Below are 24894 nucleotides of genomic sequence, written 5' to 3'. Positions count from 1 at the left end.
TAGTTATTTTTTACGCGAGGCTCGTATACATATTAGTACAATCTGTACAAAATTGTTAGGGAGGAACTTCACTTATGAACCTAAAACACCCATGGCGTATAACCTCTGCAGCAGGGCTGCTGTCCCTACCCCTGTTGTTGTCCGGATGCAGTCTCTTCGGCAATGAGTCAGCATCTATTGATCCCCCGCCGTCCACGTTAGAGCAGTCCATGATCAAGGCCGTGAGCGGAAAAGAAACGGTGAGCACCGGGCAACTGAGAGCTGTCTTTCTGCAAGATCATAACGGTTTGCTGGCCCCAATATCTTTACCGATTGCTACAGGTGATGTACAGGCAGATGCCAAGTCGGCGCTGGAAACACTGGTTGAGGGTGGGCCGTATGCCGGATTATTGCCAGAGGGTTTCAAAGGCGTATTGCCCCAAGGTACAGAAGTGAAGAGTGTGACAGTGGACAAGAAAAACAAGCTGGCTGTCGTTGAATTCAATAAATCTTTTGCAAACTATAAGCCGCAGGAAGAACGCAAATTAATGGAAAGCTTGACCTGGACTCTGACCGACCGCCCCGATATTGAGAGCGTACAGATTTGGGTGGATGGCAAAAAGCTGAACGAAATGCCTGTTGACGGCACGCCGCTGGATCATCCGTTGACGCGCGCAGTAGGCATTAATTTGGAGGTTGGTCATGGCGTGTCACCGCTGGATTCCAGCCCGGTTACGGTATATTTCTCATCCTCATCTCCTGCCGGAGTTCAATATTATGTGCCCGTCACGCGGCTGGTCAGCCCGGAAAAGGATCGTGTCCAATCCGCGCTGCATCAATTGATTCAAGGGCCGCAGCTGGAGGACGGATTACAGGAAGTGATGACAGGGGAGACAGCGCTAAAATCGGTAGAACGTTCCAAGGACAACGTAATTACGGTGTCACTTTCAGATGATATGTTCGCCAAGGGAGAAGCGGTACCTGCGGAATTTCTGGAATCGGTCGTACTGACAGTAGCAGATAATTCAGAGGATGCGGCTAAAACGAAAATTCGGATTGAACTGAATGGCGAGAAAAGTGTTATTGGACAAAATAATCAGAATTATGGAGAACCTGTAGCCAAGCCGCAGCACATTAACGAAATTCCTCTTTAAGGGCGTGAAATCGTCCTTGGGGTGCTTTTGCCTGCACACTTTGGTAAAATAAACATATAAGAACAGGTTGCATACGACGTAGGAGGAAAAAGCATGAGTAGATCTAACGGACGAAACGGTAATGAGCTGCGCCCGATGAAATTGACAGCAGGAGTAAATAAATACGCGGAGGGCTCTGTTTTTATAGAGGTTGGCGAGACGAAAGTCATATGCACGGCTACTGTGGAAGAACGCGTTCCTCCCTTTATGAAGGGACAAGGAAAGGGTTGGGTGACTGCAGAGTATTCCATGCTTCCGCGGGCGACTCATAGCCGTAATCAGCGCGAAGCCGCGCGTGGCAAGCTGACGGGCCGTACCATGGAAATTCAGCGTCTAATCGGAAGAGCATTGCGTTCGGTTGTAAATTTGCAGGCGCTTGGTGAACGGACCATTACGCTGGACTGTGACGTTATTCAGGCCGATGGGGGAACGCGCACAACCTCAATTACCGGCTCATTCGTAGCGTTAGCGATTGCGGTCAATAAAATTGTCACCCAGCACAAGCTACCTGTTTTTCCGATTACAGATTTTCTGGCATCTGTCAGTGTAGGGGTTGTTGGTGAGAAAGCATTGCTGGATCTGAACTACGAAGAGGATTCCAAGGCCAAGGTAGACATGAACCTGGTAATGACTGGAAGTGGCAAATATGTCGAGCTGCAAGGTACCGGAGAAGAGAGTCCATTCGACCGTAACGAATTGGATCAGCTGCTTAGCTTGGGCGAACAAGGGATTCTGCAAATGATCGAGCGTCAAAAAGAAGTGCTTGGACCGATTGCTGATAAGATCGGGGCTGGACGCTCGGGGGCTGGAGTCTAATGCGACTGGACGGCCCGATTGTCATTGTCGCTACGAAGAATAAAGGGAAGGTGCGTGAATTTGCACATGCCTTTGCTCCGCTCGGCAAGGAAGTCAAAAGCATGTACGATTACCCCGACATTCCTGATGTGGTTGAGGATGGCAAAACGTTTGCGGAGAATGCGCTGAAAAAAGCCAAAGCGGTCGGAGATGCCCTTGGATTGCCCGTGCTGGCCGATGATTCCGGCCTGTGCGTGGACTTGCTGGACGGTGCGCCGGGCGTATACTCGGCCCGTTATGCTGGAGAGGGTGCCAGCGATCACGAAAACAATATTAAGCTGCTCGATGTTTTGGAATCGAAGCAGCTGGGTGATGATACAGAACAGCCCTTGCTAAGCTCGGCTCAATTCGTCTGTACCTTAATTCTGTATAATCCGCAGACAGGGGAGACGTTGGAATCAACCGGCTCGGTGGATGGCTGGATTACAACAGAAACCGCAGGCGGCGGCGGATTTGGCTATGATCCGTTGTTTTATTTGCCTGAGTACGAGAAGACGATGGCCGAGCTGACGCTGGAACAAAAGCAGGCTATCAGCCATCGAGGGATAGCTCTGCGTAATTTGATGACAAAGCTGGGCAATCCGCAGGCTTAACGTTGCAGTAGGATCGACTACCCGCTTGAACACATAAAAAAGGCTATCCGCCAGCGATGAGCAGCGGATAGCCTTTTTGCATGTCTATTCCCTGTGCACTCTGAATTAGCCGCCCTTTCGGCTTCAAACGGCTATAGCTGTCAGCTAATCCTACCGAATCGCGACTTTGTAGGTTCGCAGCCAGTTATCCACCTGGGTCAGATACGCAAATAATTGAGGTCCCGACATCAGCTGGCCAAACCAGGGCAGATTAGTGGATGCCTCTGGCGAAGCCGCGATATCACGCACCTTCTGCGTATCAATCAGCTTAAGCAGCGGGGAAGAGGAATCATCCAGCAGTTCCAGCGCCTGCTTTTTCACAGCGGCAAGATAGGAAGGGTTATGCGTTTTGGGATAGGGGCTTTTTTTACGGTACAGTACATCATCCGGCAATATACCCTCCAGCGCCTTCCGTAGAATGCCTTTTTCGCGTCCGCCTGTCATCTTAATGCTCCAAGGGATGTTCCATACATACTGCACCAGCCGATGATCGCAATACGGCACCCGTACTTCGAGTCCGGCCCCCATACTCATCCGATCCTTGCGATCCAGCAGTGTAGGCATAAAACGAGTGATGTTTAAATAGGACATAACACGCATCTGCGCAGCTTTACCTGTTTCCCCTGACAGCTTTGGCACTTCTCCTATAGCCTCTGAATAACGGTCGTTTAGGTACTCCAAGGGCTTGATCCATTCCCGTACCTCGGGAGACAGCAGACTGGCTCTCATATCGGGAGCGACTGCCCACGGGAACGTGCCTGAGTTCAGCATATCCTCACGATGGAACCACGGATATCCGCCAAACACTTCATCCGCTGCCTCGCCGGAAATGGCAACCGTCGCTCCTTTCTTAATCTCCTGGCAGAAGAGATACAGCGACGAATCCACATCCGCCATCCCGGGTAAATCCCGTGTTAGCGTGGAGTTGTTCAGGGCCGCTACGACCTCGGGTGTATCGAATTCGATCCAGTGATGATTTGTGCCTAATTCATCCACCATGCGCTGAATCCAGGGGGCATCGGCTCCGGGCTGGAAGGCATGGGCTTTAAAATGCTTGTCGTTATCCACATAATCGACCGAATACGTATGAACTTGTCCCTGCCCGGTACGCTTATAATAATCGACAGCTAATGCGGACAATGCGCTTGAATCCAGACCGCCAGACAGCAAGGTGCACACCGGAACGTCCGAAATGAGCTGCCGCTCCACCGTATCCAGCAATAGCTCTCGTACCTTTAGCGCGGTTTGTTCCGTGTCATCCTCATGCGCAATGCTTTCCAGCTTCCAATAAGTCTGAATGTGCATGCCATCGCGGTTGTAGGTCAGCGTTTGTCCGGGCCGCAGCTCCTTCATGGACGAATAGACGCCGTGTCCGGGGGTACGTGCCGGTCCGATGATAAAAATTTCCGCCAATCCCTCAGCGTCAACGACCGCTTCGACGGCAGGGTGCTGAAGCAGCGCTTTGGGTTCAGAGCCAAATACGAATACATTCTCCGTGTGGCTATAAAATAGCGGCTTTACCCCCAGGCGATCCCGTGCCAGAAATACCTGCTGTCGCCCACTATCCCAGACAGCAAACGCAAAAATGCCGTTCAACCGATCCACGCATTCGGGGCCCCATTCGATATAGGCCTCGAGCAGCACCTCTGTGTCGCATTGTGTACGGAAAAAATGCCCACGCTGCTGCAGTTCTTTTTTTAACTCAGGCGCGTTATATAATTCCCCGTTATATACAATCGTATAAGTGATATCCTCAAGCTGCCGGATCATAGGCTGAGCGCCATTTTCGGGGTCCATTACGCTCAGTCTTCGGTGTCCGAAGGCACACGGGTTGGATATCCAGGTACCCGCAGCATCCGGTCCGCGATCGGAGAGTGTTTGCGTCATATTCAGCAGCAGCTCCGACTGATGCATCAAGTCTCCGTTCCACTGTATGAAACCTGTAATTCCGCACATGTCTATTCATCCTCTCTTTGTCGTGTTCATCCAGTGTTGGAATGAATTAAAACTAAATCCCCAGTTCATCAGTATATATGCCGAAAAGAAGCATAAAATGTCTGTCCGTTCCGAAAACTACAGATGGGGCAACCCGTCTACTCGCAAGGAAGGAGGGAGACCAATGTACTACATCAAGGACGCCAAAATACGTCGTTTCACTGAAATCGACGGAGTGCGCTGCGCAGAGGTAGAGGTGCGGCCCGGTGCGGCAGATGACCCGGAATTGCTGGTGTATATCACGGCCAACAATCAGCAGGACGGTCAGAATGACTATGACATGGTACGGATCATCCGCAATGACGCCGATTTGGAGCTGGATTGGTACGACAATAATCTGCACTCCGCATTTGAAGAAGTGACAGACAAGGCTTTTACCGAATCCACACACATTACCGCTGGTGAGGAACGGGACAAGTTTAAACGGGAATTGCTCTCCTATGGGCAGCTTAGCACGGAGTTTGCCAAGGAGTTCGGGGGATGAGAATTTGGTGCGCTATGCCTCGGCTTCTGTTGGTTTGGACTCCAGCATCATCACAGAATCAGCGTGAAAGGAGGGGGAAATCATAGACGGCAAACCGAAATATAAGAAGAACAAAAGCAGCAGTTATATTCATAACAATGAGTTTGCGGAAGAAGTGCTGGAGAAAAACGTAAGGCATGAGGTACGAAGAAATCCTAAACGTTTTGGCAATAAATAGGCGGGAAGGATAAGGTTTGATCATCCAGTTATCCAAAGAAGCCTCCACTTCCGGCTAACAAGCGGAATGCAGGAGGCTTTTTTGGTGCTATGCAGCTTCACGCAGTGTCATAATCCCTTTGTAGATGTTATAGACAAAAACCCCGAGATAGACCACTACGAATAATAGTACAAACCCGATTACAGAACCTGCATGATTGGCTGTTGCAATAAAATACACAAGTGGAATCGCCGCAATAATGGGGAAAATATGCGATAAAAGGGCTTTTTTCGCATGTCCCTGTACATATTCGTCTCGTACTGCAATCCACACAATGACAGGCAATAGAAAAGGTGCGAAGAAAATACTGAAATAACAAAGTGACGACAATAGACCCTTCAAAGATACCCCTCCTTTATAGCATAGCCTTTTGTACATAATACCCCGTTAGCGTCCAAATGATTCCTTTCTCGGTCGTTTCCCTGGAGGATGAAAAAATGCTTTTGACAGTTAACCGAAATGTGGTATAATAACTAATGCACTGATTACATAAGCATTATCTAAATAACATTTTGTCCCAGTAGCTCAGCTGGATAGAGCAACGGCCTTCTAAGCCGTCGGTCGGGGGTTCGAATCCCTCCTGGGACGTATAGAGAAAAGCTTCCTATCTAATTAGGAAGCTTTTTTCATTCCAGTGGGATGAGAACCCATTTTGGGGACGCCAGGGCATAATCCTCGTTAGCATAAGCTTCGCAGTCTCGACCATAGGGAGAGTATCCCTCCTGGGATATATATTAGGCATGGATAACAAAAAAACGGCCGAGACCCATTCAAAGTGGAGGAAACGGCCGTTTTTCATATATCCGGCAAGATAGCTTGCATTATAAATTTCACACTGTCGCCTTCCCGTTATTGACAAAGAACTGCGGCAAATGCTCTTTATGTGCTTCCAGTAATTCATCCAGCACCGTTTGGACAATGTCACCGCTTGGAACAAGCGGATTTAGAGTGAAGGCTTGCAGTACGGTCGCGTAGTCGCCAGTGACCGCCGCTTCAATCGTCAGCTCTTCCATTGCCTTCATGAGTTGCAGCAGGCCCCGCTGTGCAGGCGGGAATTTGCCGAAGTTTACAGGCTCCGCACCATGGGCACGGATCACACTGGTAATTTCGATAGCACAGTCATAAGGGAGGTCGTCAATAGCTCCGTTATTCCGTGTAATTACCACCATCAGTGTGCCTTTATTGTTATAGATCGAATTGATAATTTCACAGGCTGCATCGCTGTAATGCGCACCGCCGCGTTTGGATAATTCCTCAGGCTTGTAATCCAGATTCGGATCTTTATACAGTTCAAACAGACTTTCTTCGAGACGTTTGACGACTTGACCCCGAGTTCCTTCGTTTTTGGCTTCCACCAATTCTTCCTTCAGCATGTTATCCGTCATATAGTAATACCGATGATAAGGACAAGGCAGCATTTTCAATTGACGAACTTGGTCATACAGGAAACGCATGTTTTTAATATTTTCGACGACTTTCTCCGGCTTTGCACCAGGCGCGTACAATCCTTCAATGACTTGCTCCGTTAATTCAGCGCCGGATTTGTCATATACTTTATGCCAGTGAAGGTGGTTAATGCCCGCAAATTTAAAAAACAGCTCTTCTTCTGGTGTGTCCAGCATCGCTGCCGCACTTTTGATTGCGCCAATCGGAACATTGCATAGACCAATGACTTTGTCCCATTGACCATAATGCAGCACGGCTTCCGTGACCATTCCTGCCGGATTGGTGAAATGAATCAGCCACGCATTTGGGCACAATTCTTTCATATCTTCGACGATACTAAGAATAACGGGAATCGTACACAAGTCCTTAAACATTCCTCCGGCTCCATTGGTTTCCTGGCCGATCATGCCGTGTTTTAAAGGAATACTTTCATCCTTAATCCGAGCTTCGAGCAAGCCTACCCGAAACTGTGTTGTTACAAAATCGGCATCCTTCAAGGCTTCCCGACGATCCAGCGTCAAATGTACTTCACAATCAATGCCCGCTGCTTTGACCATCCGTTTGGCCATGGCCCCTACGATCTCCAGCTTTTCGCGCCCTGCCTCAATATCTACCAGCCATAACTCCCGAATGGGAAGCTCTGCATAACGTTTGATAAAGCCTTCCACTAATTCCGGAGTACAGCCCCTGGACCGCCGCCGATGGTTGCTATCTTTAAGCCTTTTTTCATGATTGTTGCCTCCTGAGTATGTTTTTTAAACCGCTTTCCTAAGCACAATTTCACTGTAATCCCTGTAATGCATTACAGGTCACGCGCTTTTAAAAAACTTATTGTGAAAGGATGACAATTATAGGGCGGAGGCCGCGAGCATACTAAAATAGAAAGAACGAGGTGAGAAATGTGGCGAATATCCATGAAATTGCAAAGCTCGCGGGTGTATCCTCGGTTACAGTGTCCCATGTCATCAATAACCATCCGTACATAAGTGAATCGACAAGACAGCGTGTGCAGGAGGTTATAGATCGACTGGATTACGTTCCTAATTTAAATGCAGTATCTTTAAAAAAGGGCATGACCAAGCTCATAGGAATTGTTTCAATTTCTTTTAATGATGCATTGGGTTTATTTGTGCGTGGATTTACCATGTATGCTCAGGAGCATGGCTTTAATATAGCGTTGTTTATTACGAACGGCGTGAGGGATCGGGAGCTTGAGGCATTAGAATTGCTGCGGAGAAAGCAACTGGATGCCTTGGTTTTCATGATTCGTGTCAATGAGTGGAGTGTGATCGAGCATTATACCAAATACGGCCCCATTGTGACATGGCAGCGTGTGAACATAGAGAGGCAATTCCGTCCGTATTTATGGATCAGTATCAGGGCTATATGCTCACGTTGGAGCATCTGTATGCCAAAGGCTATCGCAGCATTGTGAACGTATATGGGAATTGAAGGGACTAAATACGAAGGAACGCATCCGGGCCTATCATGATTTTTGCAAAAAATATGGTCTGGACGCTAAGGCCTTCCCGCACTTTTATGGCTTAAATTCAATAGCAGAAGGTGAACAAATCGCTCACTGGTGGAGAGGACAGCCCAACAAGCCGGATGCGTTTGCTTGTTCTACCGATTATTTGGCAGCAGGGCTTTTAACCGAAGCGCGTAGGCTCGGTGTCTCTGTCCCAAGTGATGTTGCAGTGGTGGGCTTTGATAACACAGAAATATCGCATTTGCTTGATTTAACCACCATTCATTACCCCATTGATAAACAAGCGGAAAATGCGTTCATCATGATTCGAAATACCCTCGAGGGGATGCAGGAGCAATTACATCCTTTGGCGTTCAAATTAGTTGAGCGAGCGACTACCTGATCTCTCCTGCGCCTATTACAATCCATCATATATTTATGATTCGACTACAAGCCTGGGCAACCGCAGAGTCATGAGTAACAATAATTAATGTTTTCCCCTCTGAGTTTAATTGTTGCAGAAGTGCTAAGATATCATCCCGATTATGGCCATCCAGCGACCCTGTTGGTTCATCTGCGAGGATTAACTCACACGGTTTCAAAATCACCCGTGCGATGGCTACACGTTGCTGTTCGCCGCCGGAAAGCTCATGAACTTTTTGTTTAAGGGACAGGTTAAGGCCGACTTGGGAAAGAGCATTGATTTTTAGAAGCTTTTTCTCGGATTTAGATTTTTTTGAATAGGCCAACGCAACGTCCAAATTAGCATCTATTGTAGCATTGTCAATCAATGCGTAATTTTGGAACAAATATGAGATGTGGTTTCTTAATAGCTTGACAGCGTGGGATGAGCGTGGATGGGGGAGATCATTACCAAACAGTTTAATGCTGCCCTCGTCAGGCTGCTCTAGCATCCCGATGGTATTTAAAATGGTTGTTTTCCCAGCTCCGCTTTTTCCTGTTATAGCGATCATTTCTCCTTGGGCTATAGACATGTTAATATGCCGAAGCACAGAATAATTTCCATACTTTTTGCTGACATTAATCAGCTCACATATGTTATTTACCATTTTATAACGTTCCACCTTTCAATACTGAAATTCTATTTTTACGTTCGATGAGTGCCACTGTGATTGCACTGGCTAGAAGCTCAACAGTTATGAAAAAAGCAAGCACGACAAGAAACTCAACACCAAATGTCGGAGAAAAACATACGGCAATAGTAGCTTGTATGGCCCAGGTTGCTATAAACCATCTAATAAATTCTCTGTAGGTTTTGAAAAAACCAAAGCCGAACAGTTTGCGGATGATAAAGGTTTGCTCATACTTGTTAAACAACAATATTAAATTTTGTGCTATGAGAAATAACAAAACTAGCGTAATGCCGAAAATGATCAAAGATAGCAGCTTTAATCCATCCTGTAAAGCGTATATTCGTGTTAAAATGTACTGATCTACGGTCACTATATATTTTAGGTTGTCATCAATATGCAACTTTTTTAATTCCGCTTCTAATGCCTTGTAAGTCTGAGCAGTATCCCGGTTTACGAGTTTGATTTTTAGCGGGTCCGTTCCGCCGTTGCCAAGAATACCTGTACAATCTGTTATAAAACTGTTTTTTTCAGTAACCACTTCAATAATAGGCTCCAGAATAAAATTATGTTCTGATTTGAAGACATCGGGATTAAAACTGAACAAAAGTTGATGATTGGTTAACCATATGATTTCAATGGTCTGGTTTTCTAAATGTTTATCTACTTGGTGTTTATAGGTTTTTCGTTCATAATCAAAGAGCATTTTTCGATCTTCTATAAAAAAGGATTTAATTTCTTTTTCTTTGTTTCGGTACTTCTCAGGTACGAGTAAAAGCCAATGCTTATTATTTTCAGATACAGAAACCTTTTCTCGATGCAGATCATAGACTGGATATTGTTGTAAGTAATTGTTGTTGACTTTTACTGTGCGTATCCCCTTATAATCGGAATCAAGTTTTAATGCAGTTTCTTCATATTGCCGGGCATTGATAAGCAAAGCACCCATTTTATTCACAATAGGGTATAAATGATCTGCTGTAATCTCATCAAAACCTGTACTCCCCGTTCTCATATCATGCTGGTCGTATCCGGTAAACACGGGATAAAACGTGCCATAATCTTTACTGTTCTCCCAACCTTTTAAATTTTGCTGCTGATTTTTGAACTCATGATATTGGGTAATTAAGGATGTACCCGACACGATGATAAGTATGGAGAAAATTAGTTTTGCAACGGTATTCAATATAAAAATACCTTGAGTTGGTTTACGATTTTTTATGATTTGGTTGATCGTCAACCTATATACATATATAAATGGAATGAATGAAATGAACAATAGTATAATGTAGCTTTGAAGCATAAATAACATAGCGCTTATAGCAAAAAGAAGACCTGCATTGGGAATGAGCAAAGAAAAAATCCCGCAAAAAAAAGTGGACACGATAGCTGAAATAATAATGATTTTCCCCAGGAGGTTAAACCATATTCTCCAATTTGTTATTCCGTGTAATTTATAAATGCCTATCATTTTGGATTGGTTAAACACAGAATAAACTAGAAAAATCAGAATCAAAAGAAATAGCCCATATTGAATCTGGGTAAGTGTTATCAATGAAGGAGAATTTTTTGGAGTATCCAGATTTTTAACATGGGACATTAAGGTGTCGGATTTAATTCTAAAATTAGAATGGGTTAATTTGAATTGATCGTTTAAATGCTTCGATAATAATTGCAAAAAATATTTGAATTTTTGTGGTTCTGTCGTTTCTACATAATACACACCCGCTGTAGGTAAATGTTGATAGGATAATATAAGCGGTTGAACAGTAATTTGATCATTTTGTCCAAAGTCCTGTATCATTCCAATTTGGTTAGCATTATGTGTTTGTACAGATGATAAAAAATATTTTCCATTTTCCATATCTTGTGGAGCTAATTTTCTGCCGCTTGTAATCCGTATTTTATTATAGATTTGAGAGTCACTGTACAGCAAAACGTATTTTACAATTTCAATTTGGTTGTCAGGCTTGTAATTAATACCTGTTCTTATAATGTTAACTTGGGCTTCTCTCGCTGCTTTAGCAAGTATCGGATAGAATTCAAGCGGATTGGCTAGTAGTGAAGCTTCTGGAATAGAAAATTCCCTAGCAATAGAACGCTCCAGATGTGCTATATCATTGAATTGATCTATATCTGTTTGAATATATATTATTGAAAATGAAATGATTGACAAAATTATCAAGAAACACACTGCTATTTTTTTCAAATCTAATGCTCCTTTTAGGAAATATATGTCTGTAGAAGAGCTCAGGAGATTATCCTATAGCCCGATAATCTCCTGACAAAAAAAGTTTAAGTCAAAATTTATTCCACGCCGTCTTCTACTTTCCAGTAAGCATGGGTTTTGGCATCTCTTTCTCCAGTAGCACTAGAGTAAGCGGTATTCCCTCCTCTTTGAGAGCCACTGTGACTTTCAGTTGTTCCGATGGAGCAGGAAGAAGAATGATAGTATTTAGGATGATTGTAATTAGACCATACTTGCTTTGATATTCCCCAGCCGAACACGGGACTTGTTCCGTAATCCCATTGTCCTCCCCCTGCATCTACAGCAGTAGTAACTTTAAACGGAGTAACCGATTCATTCTGAAGAGGAGCATTAGTAAGATCCACAGAACCACTTGTTAGATTGCTATTAGTTTCGGCCATGGCTTGGCTGGCAGAAACAACTAGCATAGCAGCAGCAAATAAAGCAACTAGAGCACGTTTTGTTTTCATTTTTACTTCCTCCTAAATGAATAAAATAAAATTAATATGTAATTTCCGGAAATTACAATTTTTATTGTACTCTTACTTAGGAAAATAGTATATAGCGAAAAATAACTTTTATTGTAATCTAATGTCGAATAAAGAGAAATAAATCAATAATTGTCATTATATATTCGGATTGTCTGTACCTTCGAATGAGTGGCTTCAACCTTGCATTTAGCTGGCATATACATCCTTTGGAGTTCAAATTAGTTGAGCGAGCGACTACCTGATTTTGACAGGATGCTGGCTTGTTATGCAAATATTGAAAAAAGACCGTTGATGCATGTTGATATTTGAAGGGAGTGGGGTCCCGCCAATTTTGGGCTCTCATCATGTGCCCAAAACAGGGTGTTTGCCATATAGTATTTTAACTACACATCAAAACCAGACAGGGAGTGCTTATTTTGTACAATACAACTTTTTATCGCGATATGAATACGTCTAACGATCCTAATCAACTCGCCGGTGAAAACTTTGTAAAGGCGGAGCATTTCGAACGGATGAAAATGGCTAATGCCAACAATCCAGTGCTGTTTTTTCAGTTTGCCGAACAAGAGTATTATCACAAAGCCCTTGCTCACCGTTATCAAGGAATTGCTCATGCTGCCGAAAAGTAGCAAATTCATTTAAGTATATTTTGTTTCAATCAAAAAGATATCAGATCATGCTTAGTAAAAGATTCTAGATCAATGACATTGGAGGGCCTTATTTAAGGGCTTATCTTATGTCATTTTTTATTTGGTAACAAGATACTTCATCTTACCATAGCTAGTAATACGCTGAATTGTCACCCATTACGATATGATTGTAATTAAGAAATGATCTTGAGTTTCTCTGTAGTTGATTTTATCAACGGAAATAAACTTTAAATCCATAGTTTGTGTGGCCATAATCCGTATAATTATAACGGAGGTGATGAAATGAAAGAAATCAATACTGCTAAAACACTTATTGTAAAGCGCAGAGAAAAAGGGATTACGCAGGATGAGCTGGCAGCATTTATAGGTGTTACAAAAGCGTCTGTTTCAAAATGGGAAACGGGACAGAGCTATCCCGATATTACCTTTCTTCCTCAATTGGCGGCATATTTTAATATCAGCATCGATGAATTAATAGGATATGCGCCTCAAATGACAGAGGAAGATATTAAAAAGTTGTATCACAGACTTGCCTCTGATTTTACTGAAAAGCCCTTTGATGAAGTGATTACAGAGTGCAGTGGGATCATAAAAAAATATTATTCCTGTTTTCCTCTGCTGCTTCAGATGGCGTTATTGCTTACCAATCATCATATGCTGGCGGCAGAGCCGGAAAAACGGACGAAAATGCTTGAAGAATCTGTCAGCCTATGTATTCGGGTGAAAACAGAAAGTGAGGATGTTTCGCTTACCAAAGATGCAGTATCATTGGAAGCTACCTGTTATCTTATGTTACAAAAACCGCAGGAGGTCCTGGATTTACTTGGTGAAACCCTCCGTCCACATTCTCCGGTTGATGAAATGGTAGCACAGGCGTATCAAATGATGGGAAACGTGAAAAAGGCCAATGAAGTCATGCAGATTAGTATGTATCAGCACTTGTTATTACTGGCTTCAGGAGTACCGTCTTATCTACTCCTAAATGCGTCAAAGGTAGAAAAAACAGAGGAAATCTTGCAACGCACTTTTGCTCTTGCAGATGCTTATGACCTAGAGGAGCTACATCCCAATACGATGGTAAAGGTATACTATACGGCTGCACAGGTGTATTGCATGCAGGGTAATCACGAAACCGCCTTGGATATGTTGCAAAAGTATTTGTCTATTTGTACTTTAGATTTTTCTCTATATGACTTGCATGGTGATTCTTATTTTGATGTCATTGACGACTGGCTCAAGGAATTCAAGCTAGGATCAAAGATCGTTCGTAATGAAGAGACAGTCAAAGCAAGCATGATACAAGGTATTGTAGAAAATCCCGCATTTGCTGTCTTGGCAGAACTGCCGAGATATAAGAGTATTGTTGGAACCTTAAAATTCAAATTGGAGATGAACGAAAATGGGAAACATTTATAAGCGTGCATTGAAATTTTCACTTTGTATGTTACCAATCGGTATTATTGGTGGAGTACTGATAGGAATGCATAACATCGCTACGCTGAATGAAGAAATGATTAACCAGATCCTATCTCAGATGTCCAAAGAAGTATACATTATAGTCTCAGGTATTCAGACGGGCATTTTATATACTGGTATTATGGGATTTTTGGGGTATATTTTAGCTGATAAGGTAAACCTGCTGAAAAAGCTGACTTTTACAAAAAAAAGTACGCTGATTACTTTATTTATTAGCATTATAGCTGGTCTGCTTTTATTATCGGATTATTTCTTTTTCGCCAAAATGATTCCCGAAGTTGCGGCAAGTTATACGAAGGATAGCTATTCGCTAATCTATCTGGCCGTCTCGGTTATTTACGGTGGAGTAATAGAAGAAATTATGATGAGATTATTTTTCATGTCATTGGCTGCTTTTATCTTTTGGAAGCTGTTTGCCCGCAGCAAAGAAAAAGAGAATATCCCAGTATGGGTATTTGTAGTTGCCAACATTGTATCAGCACTTTTGTTTGCAGCAGGACATATTCCGGCAACGATTGCGGCGTTTGGTGGTCTGAACACCTTAATTCTAATCCGCTGCTTCTTACTCAACGGCATTTTTGGTATGGTTTTTGGTTGGCTGTATCGGAAGCTGGGATTGCAATATGCGATGATGGCACACGCTTTGGCGCATGTTATTCATCATGTTATTTTGTTATACCTCCTACTTTAGTAGCAATAAAGGTTTATACAAGCCATCACATCAATTGAGCCTTATAAATCATCCGGCCGAGGACCTTGAAAGGATATTCATTTTATGACTATAACTAATATTTCAAGAAAGCAGCAGGATCTTATACAAACATACGTGGATTCTCCTGAAAAGCAAAGAAAGTTATATCACCGTACAATCATTACGGTAATTATTTCGCAAATTTTTGGTGGTGCCGGTCTTGCGGCTGGAGTAACAGTCGGGGCATTATTAGCACGGGATATGCTGGGTACCGATAAGTTCAGTGGCGTTCCTACAGCTTTATTTACACTAGGATCAGCAGTAGCCGCTTTACTTGTTGGTCGATTCTCCCAAAGATTGGGTAGAAGAATGGGTTTAGGATTGGGCTTTATTGCAGGAGGAATAGGAGCGATCGGCGTTGTTGGGGCAGCTCTTGCCAATAGCATTGTCTTACTTTTAATTTCACTTCTTATCTACGGAGCGGGAGCAGCTACCAATCTACAGGCTCGTTACGCAGGTACAGACCTAGCGAACTTTAAACAGAGGGCCACTGCTGCAAGTCTGGCTATGGTTTTTACCACAATTGGAGCAGTAGCGGGGCCGAATTTAGTAGAGGCAACTGGCAGACTCGCCCTTTCGATCGGAGTTCCCAGTTTAGCAGGACCCTTTCTTTTATCAGCAGTTACTTATCTTTTTGCAGGAATTGTTCTATTGTTGTTTCTTCGCCCTGATCCTCTGCTGGTTGCATATGCTATTGCGCATAAGGTAGATACAGAAGCAAAATCTTCTTTAGCCAATACAGCAACTTATAATGGACGTGGAGGAATTACTCTCGGTGCTTTAGTTATGATATTGACTCAAATTGTCATGGTAGCGATTATGACGATGACTCCCATACATATGGCACATCATGGACATGGATTGAGTGAAGTTGGAGTGGTTATCGGTTTTCATATTGGTTTTATGTATCTGCCATCTCTAATTACAGGTATTCTGGTAGATAAAGTAGGGCGGACTGTAATGGCGGCGGCTTCTGGCTTAACTTTGTTAGTTGCAGGAGTTATAGCTGCTCTTGCGCCTTCTGAATCGATGGTTATGCTAATTGTTGCTCTTTCTCTCTTGGGACTGGGCTGGAATTTTGGACTAATTAGTGGAACTGCTCTGATTGTAGATTCAACCAAAACATCTAATCAGGCCAAAGTGCAAGGAGTTGTGGATGTATTGATTGCATTAGCAGGCGCATCTGGAGGAGCGTTATCTGGCATGGTAGTTGCAAATTCCAGTTATGCTACGCTAGCCTATGCAGGCAGTTTCCTTTCTCTTCTTTTGATTCCAATTATGTTTTGGATACGCCCGCAGAAGATCAAGTAGTAAAATCAGCTTTACACCCAGCCGGATTTTCAGGCTGTCGAGAAAGTCTCGACAGCCTATTTTATGTTGATTTTGTTTAAGACGACACCGCGTTAATGTTGTATAATATAGGTAACTATTGTAGAACGGACGGTGTTGATATGCTGCGACCTCATCGAGACAAGCAACAATCTTTTGAATTGGTTTCTCTGGAAGAGCTGGTACCGCAAGATCATCTGCTTCGCAAAGTGGATAAATATATAGACTTCTCCTTTATTCATGAGAAGGTAAGCATGCTGTATTGTGCGGACAACGGGCGTCCTGCCATTGATCCTACCGTGTTGTTTAAAATGATCTTCCTCGGTTATTTCTATGGCATTCGCTCAGAACGGCAGCTTGAGCGGGAGATTCAGACCAACTTGGCCTATCGCTGGTTCCTGGGGCTGGGCTTAACGGATAAAGTTCCAGACCACACCACCATAAGCTGGAATCGTCGCACTCGCTTTAAAGACACCACGATCTTTCAAGATATCTTCGATGAAATTGTGCTGCAGGCGATCTCTCACCGAATGGTGGGCGGACGTGTTCTCATCACCGATTCCACACACGTCAAAGCCAATGCCAACAAACACCAGTACACCAAAGAGCGAGTATTACAGAATACCAAAGACTATATGGACGAGCTGAACGCAGCGGTAAAGGAAGACCGGAGAAACCATGGAAAAAAGCGTTAAAATCCCGAGAGGAAGTTTGAATACGATGCCAAACGCAATGTGTATAGATGCCCAGCTCAACAGGAACTGTCTTACCGAACGACGGACCGTAAGGGATACAGGCAGTATGCGTCTGACCCAGCCCAGTGTTGGCATTGTCCGCTGCTGGGCCAGTGTACCCAGTCTCAGAACCACCGTAAAGTGGTGACTCGCCATGTCTGGGAGGACAGCAAAGAATGGGTACGGAGCAACCGGCTGAGCCCATCCGGGAAACAGCTGTACCGCAAACGAAAAGAGACGATTGAGCGAAGCTTCGCGGATGCCAAAGAGCTCCATGGGTTTCGCTATTGCCGTTTGCGCGGACTTCCGAACGTCAAGGAACAAGCCCTTATAACCGCAGCCGTGCAGAACATGAAGAAGATAGCGATTCACCTGGATCGCCTGGAGAAACAGGGGTAACCCCCCGTTTTTCCCAGATACCAGACCATTATGATGTAAAGAAAAAGAAACCCGCGTCTCAAAAGACGGGGTTTCTCGACAGCCTGAGAAGACGTTCTGATTTAATCAGTCAATTGAAACAATTTGCCATGCTCCATCTTTACCTTTGGCAAAATAGAAGGTATACCGTATATCAGGGGTATAGCCTTCTTGTTTATTAAGCCGTTCGCCTACAACGGGTATCAAAATCCGATCGTTTTCTTTTACAGCTTCGGCAATACCAGTAAACTTCACCGGATGATCCAAGAGGTAATCATGACCTGTTCCAACGTTTGGACCGAGCGCAGTATGGAATTGATCCAAATCTTTTGACACAAAGGCGGCTATTGCCGCTTTGAGTTTTGTTATCATGGCATCCTCAATCAGAGGGTCTTTAACTTCATTCCATTTGATCTCGTCCAAGCTTTGCAGTGCGGCTGATTGAGCTGTTCCTTCTTTTACTACCGATTCTGAGGTTGTCGGTACTGTTTCATTGGTGGATGCACCTGTTGTTTCCTGCTTTCCACAACCAGCAAGCACATTTACAGAAAGTATAAGTATAGAAATAATTTGAGCAGGTTTATTCATATTAGATTAATACATCCTTTCTCTTTCTATAACGAATACTATGTTAAAGAAAGTTGCAATGCCTATATCATAATTTACTCTATTTTTAAATTTATGTAAAAAAACGAAGGCGTCAATCGAATGAACCTTCGTTTTATTGTATATCCCAGCATGTGCGGCAGCATAGGCTTCAATTTTACTTTTTCTCTCTCTTGACCCTACTTGGTTACAGAAGAAAAAGCATAAATGGCAAAAGCCGACCAAATGAAGATAAATGCTATAAAAGGTTCAGGGTTTGAAGGCTGAAGGATTGAGATGTCTTGAAAAATGAAGTAAAGGGTTCTACATATTATGCATGCCTAATAAGTGAAACCCTTTATGTTAACTACCGTTTTCTGTTGGTTCAATACAAATTATTGTTTGAACCTTGCAATCCTGCGTAGACCGCTTCGCATAGATCAGTTGTAAATCTTCCGGACATCCCTTCAAGCGCCGTATTTGTGAATGCTACAACGCTCAGTTCTTGACTTGGATCAACAAACCAGGAATGGCCGTAAGTCCCACCCATTCGCCACGTTCCAGGTGATTCCGAAGTATTGGCAGCTTTAGGGTCTTTAAGTAACGTGAATCCTAAGCCGAAACCCCTTCCCGGCCAGTAAGGCATTTCCAGGTCGCCAATTTGATTAGTTGTCATTTCAGTGACGATTGCTTTCGGAAGAATAGGATCTCCTCCCTGCCGTAAAGTTTCCAGTAATTTTAGGAAGTCTCCGGCACTACCAACCATACCAGCCCCACCAGAAGGATAAGCAGACTTATCATTAGCCCGGTCGGGTGCAAGGCGAAAACCAGCTGTACCTTCAATAAAAGGAATAGTGTCAAAGTTATCGTGCAGCCGGCGAGGTTCGTCTGAGCTATCAGCATATGCAGCAGTTAACCTATTTTTATCTACTGCTATAAAACTAGTGTCATTCATATGAAGTGGGTGAGTGACCAGCATTTGTACAGCTTCACTTAACGGCATCCCGGTGATCTTCTCGATGACCGCACCGAGAACATCAGTGGCGATGGAATACCTCCACATTTTTCCTGGTTCATAAAGAAGTGGTGCAGTTGCGAGTCTCTCGAGATTCTCTTCCAAAGTAATTCCGGATATATCCATACCGTCTGATACCTCGGCCATTTCGTAGGCTCCCTTGTCTTCTTGAAAGAAGCGATAAGTTAACCCGGCAGTATGAGTAATTAAGTGTCGAATGGTAATAGAGGCATACTGGCCATTTGGCAGTTTCGGACGAAATGAAGGTAACCATTTTACTACCGGATCATCTAAACGCAACTTATCTTGCGAAAATAATATTAAAGCAGCTGTTGATACAATAGGCTTAGTTACGGAGGCGTATCTAAACAGCGCGTTTTCTTGCATCGGACGCTTCTGTTCCCGATCGGCTAAACCTTTGGCTCGGCTATACACCAGCTCCCCTCTTAATGCTATTTGAACAACTGTGCCTACTATTCTTTTCTCAATAAGTGTGCGTTCAATTACTTCATCCACACAATTTTGTAAAGTATTTATATCCGTAAATCTCATATCCCTCATCCTCTCCTTGTATTGCTTACTTGATTATTTACAGTAAGTATGATAATTATATAAATGATTTTATTTCCTTTACATATGTGATTTAAGTAATATGAGGCAAACTACTACGAATCTAAAGGTATTTAAATGGAATATCCTTGAGATTAAAAGGAGACATTTTTTATGGACGAAATTGATAATAACATTCTGTTCCATTTAGAGAATAATGCACGATTACCAATGACCGAATTAGGAAAACTGGTTGGGTTGTCTCAGCCTGCTGTAACTGAACGAGTAAAGCGAATGGAGGAAAAAGGTGTTATCGAGGAATACCGTACATTGTTCTCACCTCATAAATTGAATAAGCAGAGCACAGCTTATGTGCTATTTCGGACAAGAGATTGTCATGCCTTCCTTGATTTTTGTCGTTCGTCACCTGAAGTGGTCGAATGTTATCGAATAAGTGGAGAACACAATTATTTATTAAAAATATTGACGGAATCAACTCAGGGCCTCGAAGAGTTTGAGAACAAATGCGATTCATTTGGAACCTACACGACTCTAATTGTGATGTCCTCTCCGATCCCATTTAAAAAACTCATTCAAGGAACCAATTTAATGGCCGTCCAGAGTATAACCTCAATTAAAAAAGAAAAAAAATAGGAATCCGGTCTCTGCGGATTCCTATTTTTTTGGTATATATAAATGGTTTTATTTAATTCCTTTAGGAAAACCATGCTTTTTGGCTAACACAACTATCAGCAAGGCAGGAAGCAGTAGTATAAATAACGAGCCGGGAAGGAGTTCGGGTCCAAATATCTCAAGCAGGATACCGCCAATAATACCTCCGCCACCGATAGCCAAGTTCCATGCTGTAACCAGCATTGATTGAGCTATGTCTGCGCTCTTGCCTCCAGCCTGGGCAATTGCTGTTTGAAGAATGGTGGCAGCACCGCCAAAGGTAAGTCCCCATATAATGACACCGAAGATGATGATCACAGGCTGATCGATACCGATCGCCATTGCTATTGAAGCCAGGGTGAAGGCAGTGATACTGGATATAGTCATTAATCTTATAAAGCGGTCAATCAACATGCCAACAACCCAAATGCCAATAACCGAAGTGATTCCAAAAATAAGCAAAACCAAATCAACTCTTTGGCCAAGAGCGGTCTTGGCAAGGTAAGGAGAAATATACGTGTATAGAATATTATGAGCCAGCACCCAGGCTATAACTACTACCAGAATCGGTCGTACCCCTGGAATCAGAAAGACCTTATGAAGGGAAAGCCTTTCATCGTCAGGCTCTCCATCAAAATCCGGCATCTTCCAAAGGACCCAAACTATTAGGACTGCTGCCAATAAAGTTACAATTCCAAAAATTAGGCGCCAGCCAATGTGTGTGCCCAAAAAGGTTCCAACTGGAACTCCTAGCGCCAATGCCAGAGGTGTGCCAACCATAGCCACAGCCATGGCTTTTCCTTTCAGTGAAGCTGGGACCATACGACGCGCATAACCAGCACTCATTCCCCATAACACCCCGGCAGATACCCCTGCAAAGAAACGAGCAGCAAGCGTCAGAACATAGATAGAAGATAGTGCGGTTATGGTATTAAACACCAAAAAGCCAGCGATGCATAGTAATAATAGCGGTTTTCTCCTCCAACCACGTGTAGCAGCGGTCAATGGAATTGCGGCTAAAAGCGATCCCACTGCATAGAGAGTAACTAGTTGTCCTACAAGAGCTTCCGAGACATCAAGGTCTTTTGAAATTTGAGGAAGTAAACCTGCAGGTAGGCTTTCAGTCAAAATGCAGATAAAACCCGCCATGGCTAAAGCAAGCAAGCCAATCCACGGAAGACTGTTTGAAAATCCAGTATTTATATTGCCTTCTTTCACACAAGTTGTATTTGAACTCACGATAAAACGTCTCCTTTGTTGAAATTTTAAAAGCGATACGCTTTTCATAAGCTTACACAAAGGATTCGCTATTTTGCATACATGATTAAAGGTAAAAAACTAATTATTAGACGAAAAATCATTTATTTTTTCGATTCTTCTTTTAATTTTAAAGAAACAGATGAAAGCATGTATCTCATGGCTTTTGGGACACCCCCGGATGTTTGATGCTCAAAACGACCTTCTTCTTTAATTTCTCAGCCGCAGCTTGAATCCGCTCTGCCTGCGTTACAGCTGAAATCACCGCCACACCATCCGCACCTGCGCGTATCACTTCCTCAACACGGTCCGCCGTAATGCCCCCGATTCCGACGATCGGCACATCAATTCCAGCTTTGCGCAGCTCATACAATATGACTGGACCCTGCACGGCATGAGCATCATCCTTCGAGAGGGTAGGATAGATTGGCCCGACGCCGAGATAATCCGCACCTTGCAGGATAGCTCGGCGGGCTTCCTCAATCGTATGGGCGGAAACGCCGAGAATCCGGTTTCCGATCCGCTCGCGGACGGAATCAGATGATTCGTCGTCTTGACCGATGTGAACGCCGTCGGCGTCGAGCTCAAGAGCCAGCTCCACATCGTCATTCACGATGAAGGGAACCCCGGCACGGCGGCACTGCTCTTGTAGCCGACGTGCTAACTCAATCCTGGGGGCGCCTGTTAACGCGCCACGGCCCTTTTCCCGGAACTGGACCATGGTTGTCCCTCCGGCCAGAGCCTCTTGCACGATCCTGCCTGGTTCCGCGAGGCAATTCACGCTTCCAAGCACCAGATACACTTGCAGATGCTGGCACATCATCTCTGGTAATATTCTGGCGCTCATTGGAACATCTCCTGACGACGGCGGTAGGCCCAATGATTGGTGGGGCCATGTCCCTGCCCAAGCTGTAAAGGTTCCTCAATCGCCGCCTGGATAAAGGCTTTACCCTTCAAGAAAGCCTCCGGTACAGACATCCCTTTCCCTAATTCCGCGGTAATCGCTGCCGAGAAGGTACATCCCGTTCCGTGTGTATGGACAGTCCGTACCCGCTTGCCGCTCAGTTCTGTAAAGGCGGTTCCGTCAAAGAGCAGGTCAACGATCTGTCCGCTGTTCTCGCTCTCGTCGGCGTGGCCGCCCTTGATCACGACAAATTTTGGACCCAGACTGCTAATATTTCTTGCAGCCTCGCGGCGATCCTCCATCGTACGGATGCTGATTCCTGTCAGGGCTTCCGCTTCCGGGATATTCGGTGTAACGACCAGGGCCAAGGGGAGCAGGTCGTCCTGCAAAGCCTGCATCGCTTCCGGCTGCAGCAACGCTGCGCCTCCCTTGGCAATCATCACGGGATCGACAACAACCTTCTCCCAGCCGAACTTTCGGATCTGCTCGGCCACAAGGCGGATGATGCCCGCATGAAACAGCATGCCAGTCTTTAGGGCATCCACGCCGAGGTCTGATCCTACGGCCTCGATCTGCTCCGCCGCCGCTTCCTGTGGCAAGGGATATACACCGTGGACACCCAGGGTATTCTGTACGGTAATGGCTGTAATCGCCGACATGCCGTACACCCCTAGCTCCTGAAAGGTTTTGAGATCGGCTTGAATGCCAGCCCCGCCGCCGCTGTCCGAACCGGCAATCGTCAGTGCTCTAGGTACACGAACGTCTGTCATTGTGCACCACCTGCCGTAGCTGTTCCGGCTTCATGAATAGATACATGGCCCTTCAGCGAGCCGATATGCAGTTTGGCTAGCTCGTCGAGAAAGGCAATCTGGAAGCTGCCGGGTCCCAGCTCTGCTGTACGTGCAGCGGCCCGGGAAGCCGCTGCACTGTAAAATGCCAAGCCTGCTGTCCCTGCGAGCAGCAGATTAGGTTCAACGGCAGCAAAAGCACCCAATACAGAGGTCAGCAGGCAGCCTGCTCCGGTTACTTTTGTGAGCAGCGCGTCTCCGCCACAGATCATTCGTACTTCGGCCCCATCGGTGATGACGTCTTCTTTTCCGGTGATGACAACGATGGTATTGAGCGCTCGTGCAGCCCGAGCTGCCAGATCGACATGACTGCTGCTGGCACTCTCACCAGCATCTACGCCTTTAATTTCATGGGCTTCTCCGATAAGATGGGCGACTTCGGCTGCATTGCCCCGCACCATTGAAATGTTGACTTCACTCAGGATTCGCAGTGCCGACTCGGTTCTAAAGCGAGTCGCTCCCGCACCGACCGGATCTAGCAGGACCGGAACACCATGTGCATTCGCCGATTGTCCGGCAATGATCATGGCATCGACCAGCTCGCGGTTCAATGTACCGATGTTTAATACGACGGCCCCTGCTATTTTTGCCATATCCGCGACTTCCTCGGGGGCATAAGCCATCACTGGCGAAGCGCCCAGCGCATACAGGCCGTTGGCTGTAAAGTTGGTGACCACCACATTGGTCATGTTGTGAACAAGGGGGTTGCTGTTGTGTACCTTTGTCAGGAGCTCCGAACAATCCTTTTCCCATGTATTCATATCGTTGACCCCACCGCGGCCTGCATCTGGACCGGCCAGTTTTCCTGCTTATAAGCCATATCCCAGAACATATATTCCAGCTGGCAGCTTAACATAAAATGCTCAATCATCCGCTCCCGCTCGGCAGTCGTTGCGCCTTCCGCCCAAGCATCCACACGTTCCCGGAATTTGGTTGTTAGATTTTCAGACTGGTAGAAGTTGATCCATTCATAGAACGGATGGGACTCGTCCGGTCTTACCTCATCCAGCAGCCTGCGGCCAATCTCAAGATATGTCCACGGACACGGCAGCAGCACAGCCATGATCTCGCCAAGACTGCCCTCGTGTGCGACCGTCAGCATGTGATGGATATAATGGTGGGCAGACGGTGCGAGCGGATATCCCTGCATTTCTTCATAGGCCACACCTGCAACAGCGCAGAAATTTTGATGCGGATGAATCTCGCTGTGGAGGATAAAAGAGATCTGTTCGTTAAATGCAGCTATGTCCTCCCGGCTCGTGCATTTGGAGATCGCGATGCCGTAAATCCGCATATAGGCATTTAAATATTCAAAGTCCTGTTTTACATAGTGAATCAGCTGTTCCCTTGCCAAGCTTCCTTCGGCAATACCTCTAACAAAGGGATGCTCAAAAATCGCCTGAAAAATACCATCCGCCTGCCGACGAAGCTCTTGCGTAAAGCTCATTTCCCCACCTCCAACAAAATGAAGAGCAGGAAGTCCCGTAAGAAGACAGTTTCGGAACAACGCCAAAAGGCCGCCCCGAAAACTGGAGCGGCTTCATCATAGGTCTAATGCATAAAAAAACA

Annotated in this window: 21 protein-coding genes, 1 tRNA gene and 3 pseudogenes; 12 read left to right on the top strand and 13 right to left on the bottom strand. The window is 44.9% G+C overall.

Translation table 11 applies throughout. The features are described 5' to 3' along the window. Positions 1 to 74 precede the first annotated feature (74 nt). From GCU48_RS04815 to GCU48_RS04805, 3 genes are all read left to right on the top strand, one after another. Complete coding sequence (locus GCU48_RS04815) at positions 75 to 1133, top strand: GerMN domain-containing protein (protein WP_152379245.1); 1059 nt, start codon at positions 75 to 77, stop codon at positions 1131 to 1133. A 93-nt stretch (positions 1134 to 1226) separates the two neighbouring features. Beyond that, on the top strand, positions 1227 to 1988 hold the full coding sequence (rph, locus tag GCU48_RS04810) for a ribonuclease PH (RefSeq protein WP_152379244.1): 762 nt from the start codon (positions 1227 to 1229) through the stop codon (positions 1986 to 1988). Then, complete coding sequence (locus GCU48_RS04805; protein WP_152379243.1) at positions 1988 to 2620, top strand: XTP/dITP diphosphatase; 633 nt, start codon at positions 1988 to 1990, stop codon at positions 2618 to 2620. The genes rph and GCU48_RS04805 overlap by 1 nt, the downstream gene beginning before the upstream one ends. Positions 2621 to 2770: 150 nt before the next feature. Here the strand turns inward: GCU48_RS04805 and asnB are convergent, their stop codons facing one another. After that, positions 2771 to 4615, bottom strand: a complete 1845-nt coding sequence (gene asnB / locus GCU48_RS04800; protein WP_152379242.1) for an asparagine synthase (glutamine-hydrolyzing) — start codon at positions 4613 to 4615, stop codon at positions 2771 to 2773. A 163-nt stretch (positions 4616 to 4778) separates the two neighbouring features. Between asnB and GCU48_RS04795 the strand changes: the two genes are divergently transcribed. After that, entirely contained in the window at positions 4779 to 5138 is a 360-nt protein-coding gene (locus GCU48_RS04795) for a hypothetical protein (protein WP_025717538.1), read from the top strand. A 304-nt stretch (positions 5139 to 5442) separates the two neighbouring features. Here GCU48_RS04795 and GCU48_RS04790 read toward each other — a convergent pair whose 3' ends face one another. Beyond that, positions 5443 to 5736 (bottom strand): magnetosome magnetite crystal formation protein family, encoded by a 294-nt coding sequence (locus GCU48_RS04790; protein WP_025717540.1) that lies wholly within the window; start codon positions 5734 to 5736, stop codon positions 5443 to 5445. A gap of 172 nt (positions 5737 to 5908) precedes the next feature. Here GCU48_RS04790 and GCU48_RS04785 point away from each other — a divergent pair. Then, positions 5909 to 5982, top strand: a tRNA-Arg gene (locus tag GCU48_RS04785). Positions 5983 to 6224: 242 nt separating this feature from the next. On the opposite strand, the pseudogene GCU48_RS04780 reads toward GCU48_RS04785, so the two are convergent. After that, positions 6225 to 7570 (bottom strand): annotated as a pseudogene (locus GCU48_RS04780) (6-phospho-beta-glucosidase). A gap of 171 nt (positions 7571 to 7741) precedes the next feature. Between GCU48_RS04780 and GCU48_RS04775 the strand changes: the two are divergent. Next, positions 7742 to 8711 (top strand): annotated as a pseudogene (locus GCU48_RS04775) (LacI family DNA-binding transcriptional regulator). A gap of 25 nt (positions 8712 to 8736) precedes the next feature. Here GCU48_RS04775 and GCU48_RS04770 read toward each other — a convergent pair. From GCU48_RS04770 to GCU48_RS04760, 3 genes are all read right to left on the bottom strand, one after another. After that, a complete protein-coding gene (locus GCU48_RS04770) occupies positions 8737 to 9378 on the bottom strand; it encodes an ABC transporter ATP-binding protein (RefSeq protein ID WP_152379241.1) in 642 nt (213 codons plus the stop codon). Between the two features lies 1 nt (position 9379). Continuing rightward, positions 9380 to 11608 (bottom strand): bacteriocin-associated integral membrane family protein, encoded by a 2229-nt coding sequence (locus GCU48_RS04765; RefSeq protein ID WP_167518646.1) that lies wholly within the window; start codon positions 11606 to 11608, stop codon positions 9380 to 9382. A gap of 98 nt (positions 11609 to 11706) precedes the next feature. Continuing rightward, positions 11707 to 12117, bottom strand: coding sequence for a lactococcin 972 family bacteriocin (locus GCU48_RS04760; protein WP_152379239.1), 411 nt, complete (start codon positions 12115 to 12117; stop codon positions 11707 to 11709). A gap of 428 nt (positions 12118 to 12545) precedes the next feature. Here GCU48_RS04760 and GCU48_RS04755 point away from each other — a divergent pair, with 428 nt between their 5' ends. From GCU48_RS04755 to GCU48_RS04735, 5 genes and pseudogenes are all read left to right on the top strand, one after another. Beyond that, positions 12546 to 12767 (top strand): hypothetical protein, encoded by a 222-nt coding sequence (locus GCU48_RS04755; protein ID WP_231503764.1) that lies wholly within the window; start codon positions 12546 to 12548, stop codon positions 12765 to 12767. Positions 12768 to 13070: 303 nt separating this feature from the next. Further along, positions 13071 to 14204, top strand: a complete 1134-nt coding sequence (locus GCU48_RS04750; RefSeq protein WP_152379238.1) for a helix-turn-helix transcriptional regulator — start codon at positions 13071 to 13073, stop codon at positions 14202 to 14204. Then, entirely contained in the window at positions 14188 to 14955 is a 768-nt protein-coding gene (locus GCU48_RS04745; protein ID WP_081752212.1) for a CPBP family intramembrane glutamic endopeptidase, read from the top strand. Before GCU48_RS04750 ends, GCU48_RS04745 begins: the two co-directional genes overlap by 17 nt. 84 nt (positions 14956 to 15039) lie before the next feature. Continuing rightward, positions 15040 to 16326 (top strand): MFS transporter, encoded by a 1287-nt coding sequence (locus tag GCU48_RS04740; RefSeq protein WP_152379237.1) that lies wholly within the window; start codon positions 15040 to 15042, stop codon positions 16324 to 16326. Positions 16327 to 16466: 140 nt separating this feature from the next. Next, positions 16467 to 17477 (top strand): annotated as a pseudogene (locus tag GCU48_RS04735) (transposase). Between the two features lie 105 nt (positions 17478 to 17582). Here the strand turns inward: GCU48_RS04735 and GCU48_RS04730 are convergent. Then, positions 17583 to 18083: a hypothetical protein gene (locus GCU48_RS04730; RefSeq protein WP_152379236.1), complete on the bottom strand. Its 501-nt coding sequence runs from the start codon at positions 18081 to 18083 to the stop codon at positions 17583 to 17585. 382 nt (positions 18084 to 18465) lie between these two features. Next, the gene (locus tag GCU48_RS04725; RefSeq protein WP_152379235.1) at positions 18466 to 19647 is read right to left on the bottom strand and encodes a serine hydrolase domain-containing protein; all 1182 of its coding nucleotides are present in this window, start codon (positions 19645 to 19647) and stop codon (positions 18466 to 18468) included. 171 nt (positions 19648 to 19818) lie between these two features. On the opposite strand from GCU48_RS04725, the gene GCU48_RS04720 reads away from it, so the two are divergent. Beyond that, positions 19819 to 20298, top strand: coding sequence for an Lrp/AsnC family transcriptional regulator (locus tag GCU48_RS04720; protein ID WP_152379234.1), 480 nt, complete (start codon positions 19819 to 19821; stop codon positions 20296 to 20298). A 48-nt stretch (positions 20299 to 20346) separates the two neighbouring features. Here GCU48_RS04720 and GCU48_RS04715 read toward each other — a convergent pair whose 3' ends face one another. From GCU48_RS04715 to tenA, 5 genes are all read right to left on the bottom strand, one after another. Further along, complete coding sequence (locus GCU48_RS04715) at positions 20347 to 21465, bottom strand: MFS transporter (protein ID WP_370881028.1); 1119 nt, start codon at positions 21463 to 21465, stop codon at positions 20347 to 20349. Between the two features lie 265 nt (positions 21466 to 21730). Beyond that, on the bottom strand, positions 21731 to 22420 hold the full coding sequence (thiE, locus tag GCU48_RS04710; RefSeq protein WP_152379232.1) for a thiamine phosphate synthase: 690 nt from the start codon (positions 22418 to 22420) through the stop codon (positions 21731 to 21733). Continuing rightward, a complete protein-coding gene (gene thiD, locus GCU48_RS04705) occupies positions 22417 to 23247 on the bottom strand; it encodes a bifunctional hydroxymethylpyrimidine kinase/phosphomethylpyrimidine kinase (protein ID WP_152379231.1) in 831 nt (276 codons plus the stop codon). Before thiD ends, thiE begins: the two co-directional genes overlap by 4 nt. Next, positions 23244 to 24086 carry a hydroxyethylthiazole kinase gene (gene thiM, locus GCU48_RS04700; protein ID WP_152379230.1) on the bottom strand — a complete coding sequence of 281 codons (843 nt, stop codon included), beginning with the start codon at positions 24084 to 24086 and terminating at the stop codon, positions 23244 to 23246. Before thiM ends, thiD begins: the two co-directional genes overlap by 4 nt. Next, positions 24083 to 24772, bottom strand: a complete 690-nt coding sequence (gene tenA / locus GCU48_RS04695) for a thiaminase II (RefSeq protein ID WP_025718339.1) — start codon at positions 24770 to 24772, stop codon at positions 24083 to 24085. The genes thiM and tenA overlap by 4 nt, the downstream gene beginning before the upstream one ends. Positions 24773 to 24894: the final 122 nt, after the last annotated feature.

It is taken from the genome of Paenibacillus brasilensis (assembly GCF_009363115.1).
Taxonomy (GTDB): Bacteria; Bacillota; Bacilli; order Paenibacillales; family Paenibacillaceae; genus Paenibacillus; species Paenibacillus brasilensis.
This window is presented reverse-complemented; position numbering and strand designations above follow the sequence as displayed.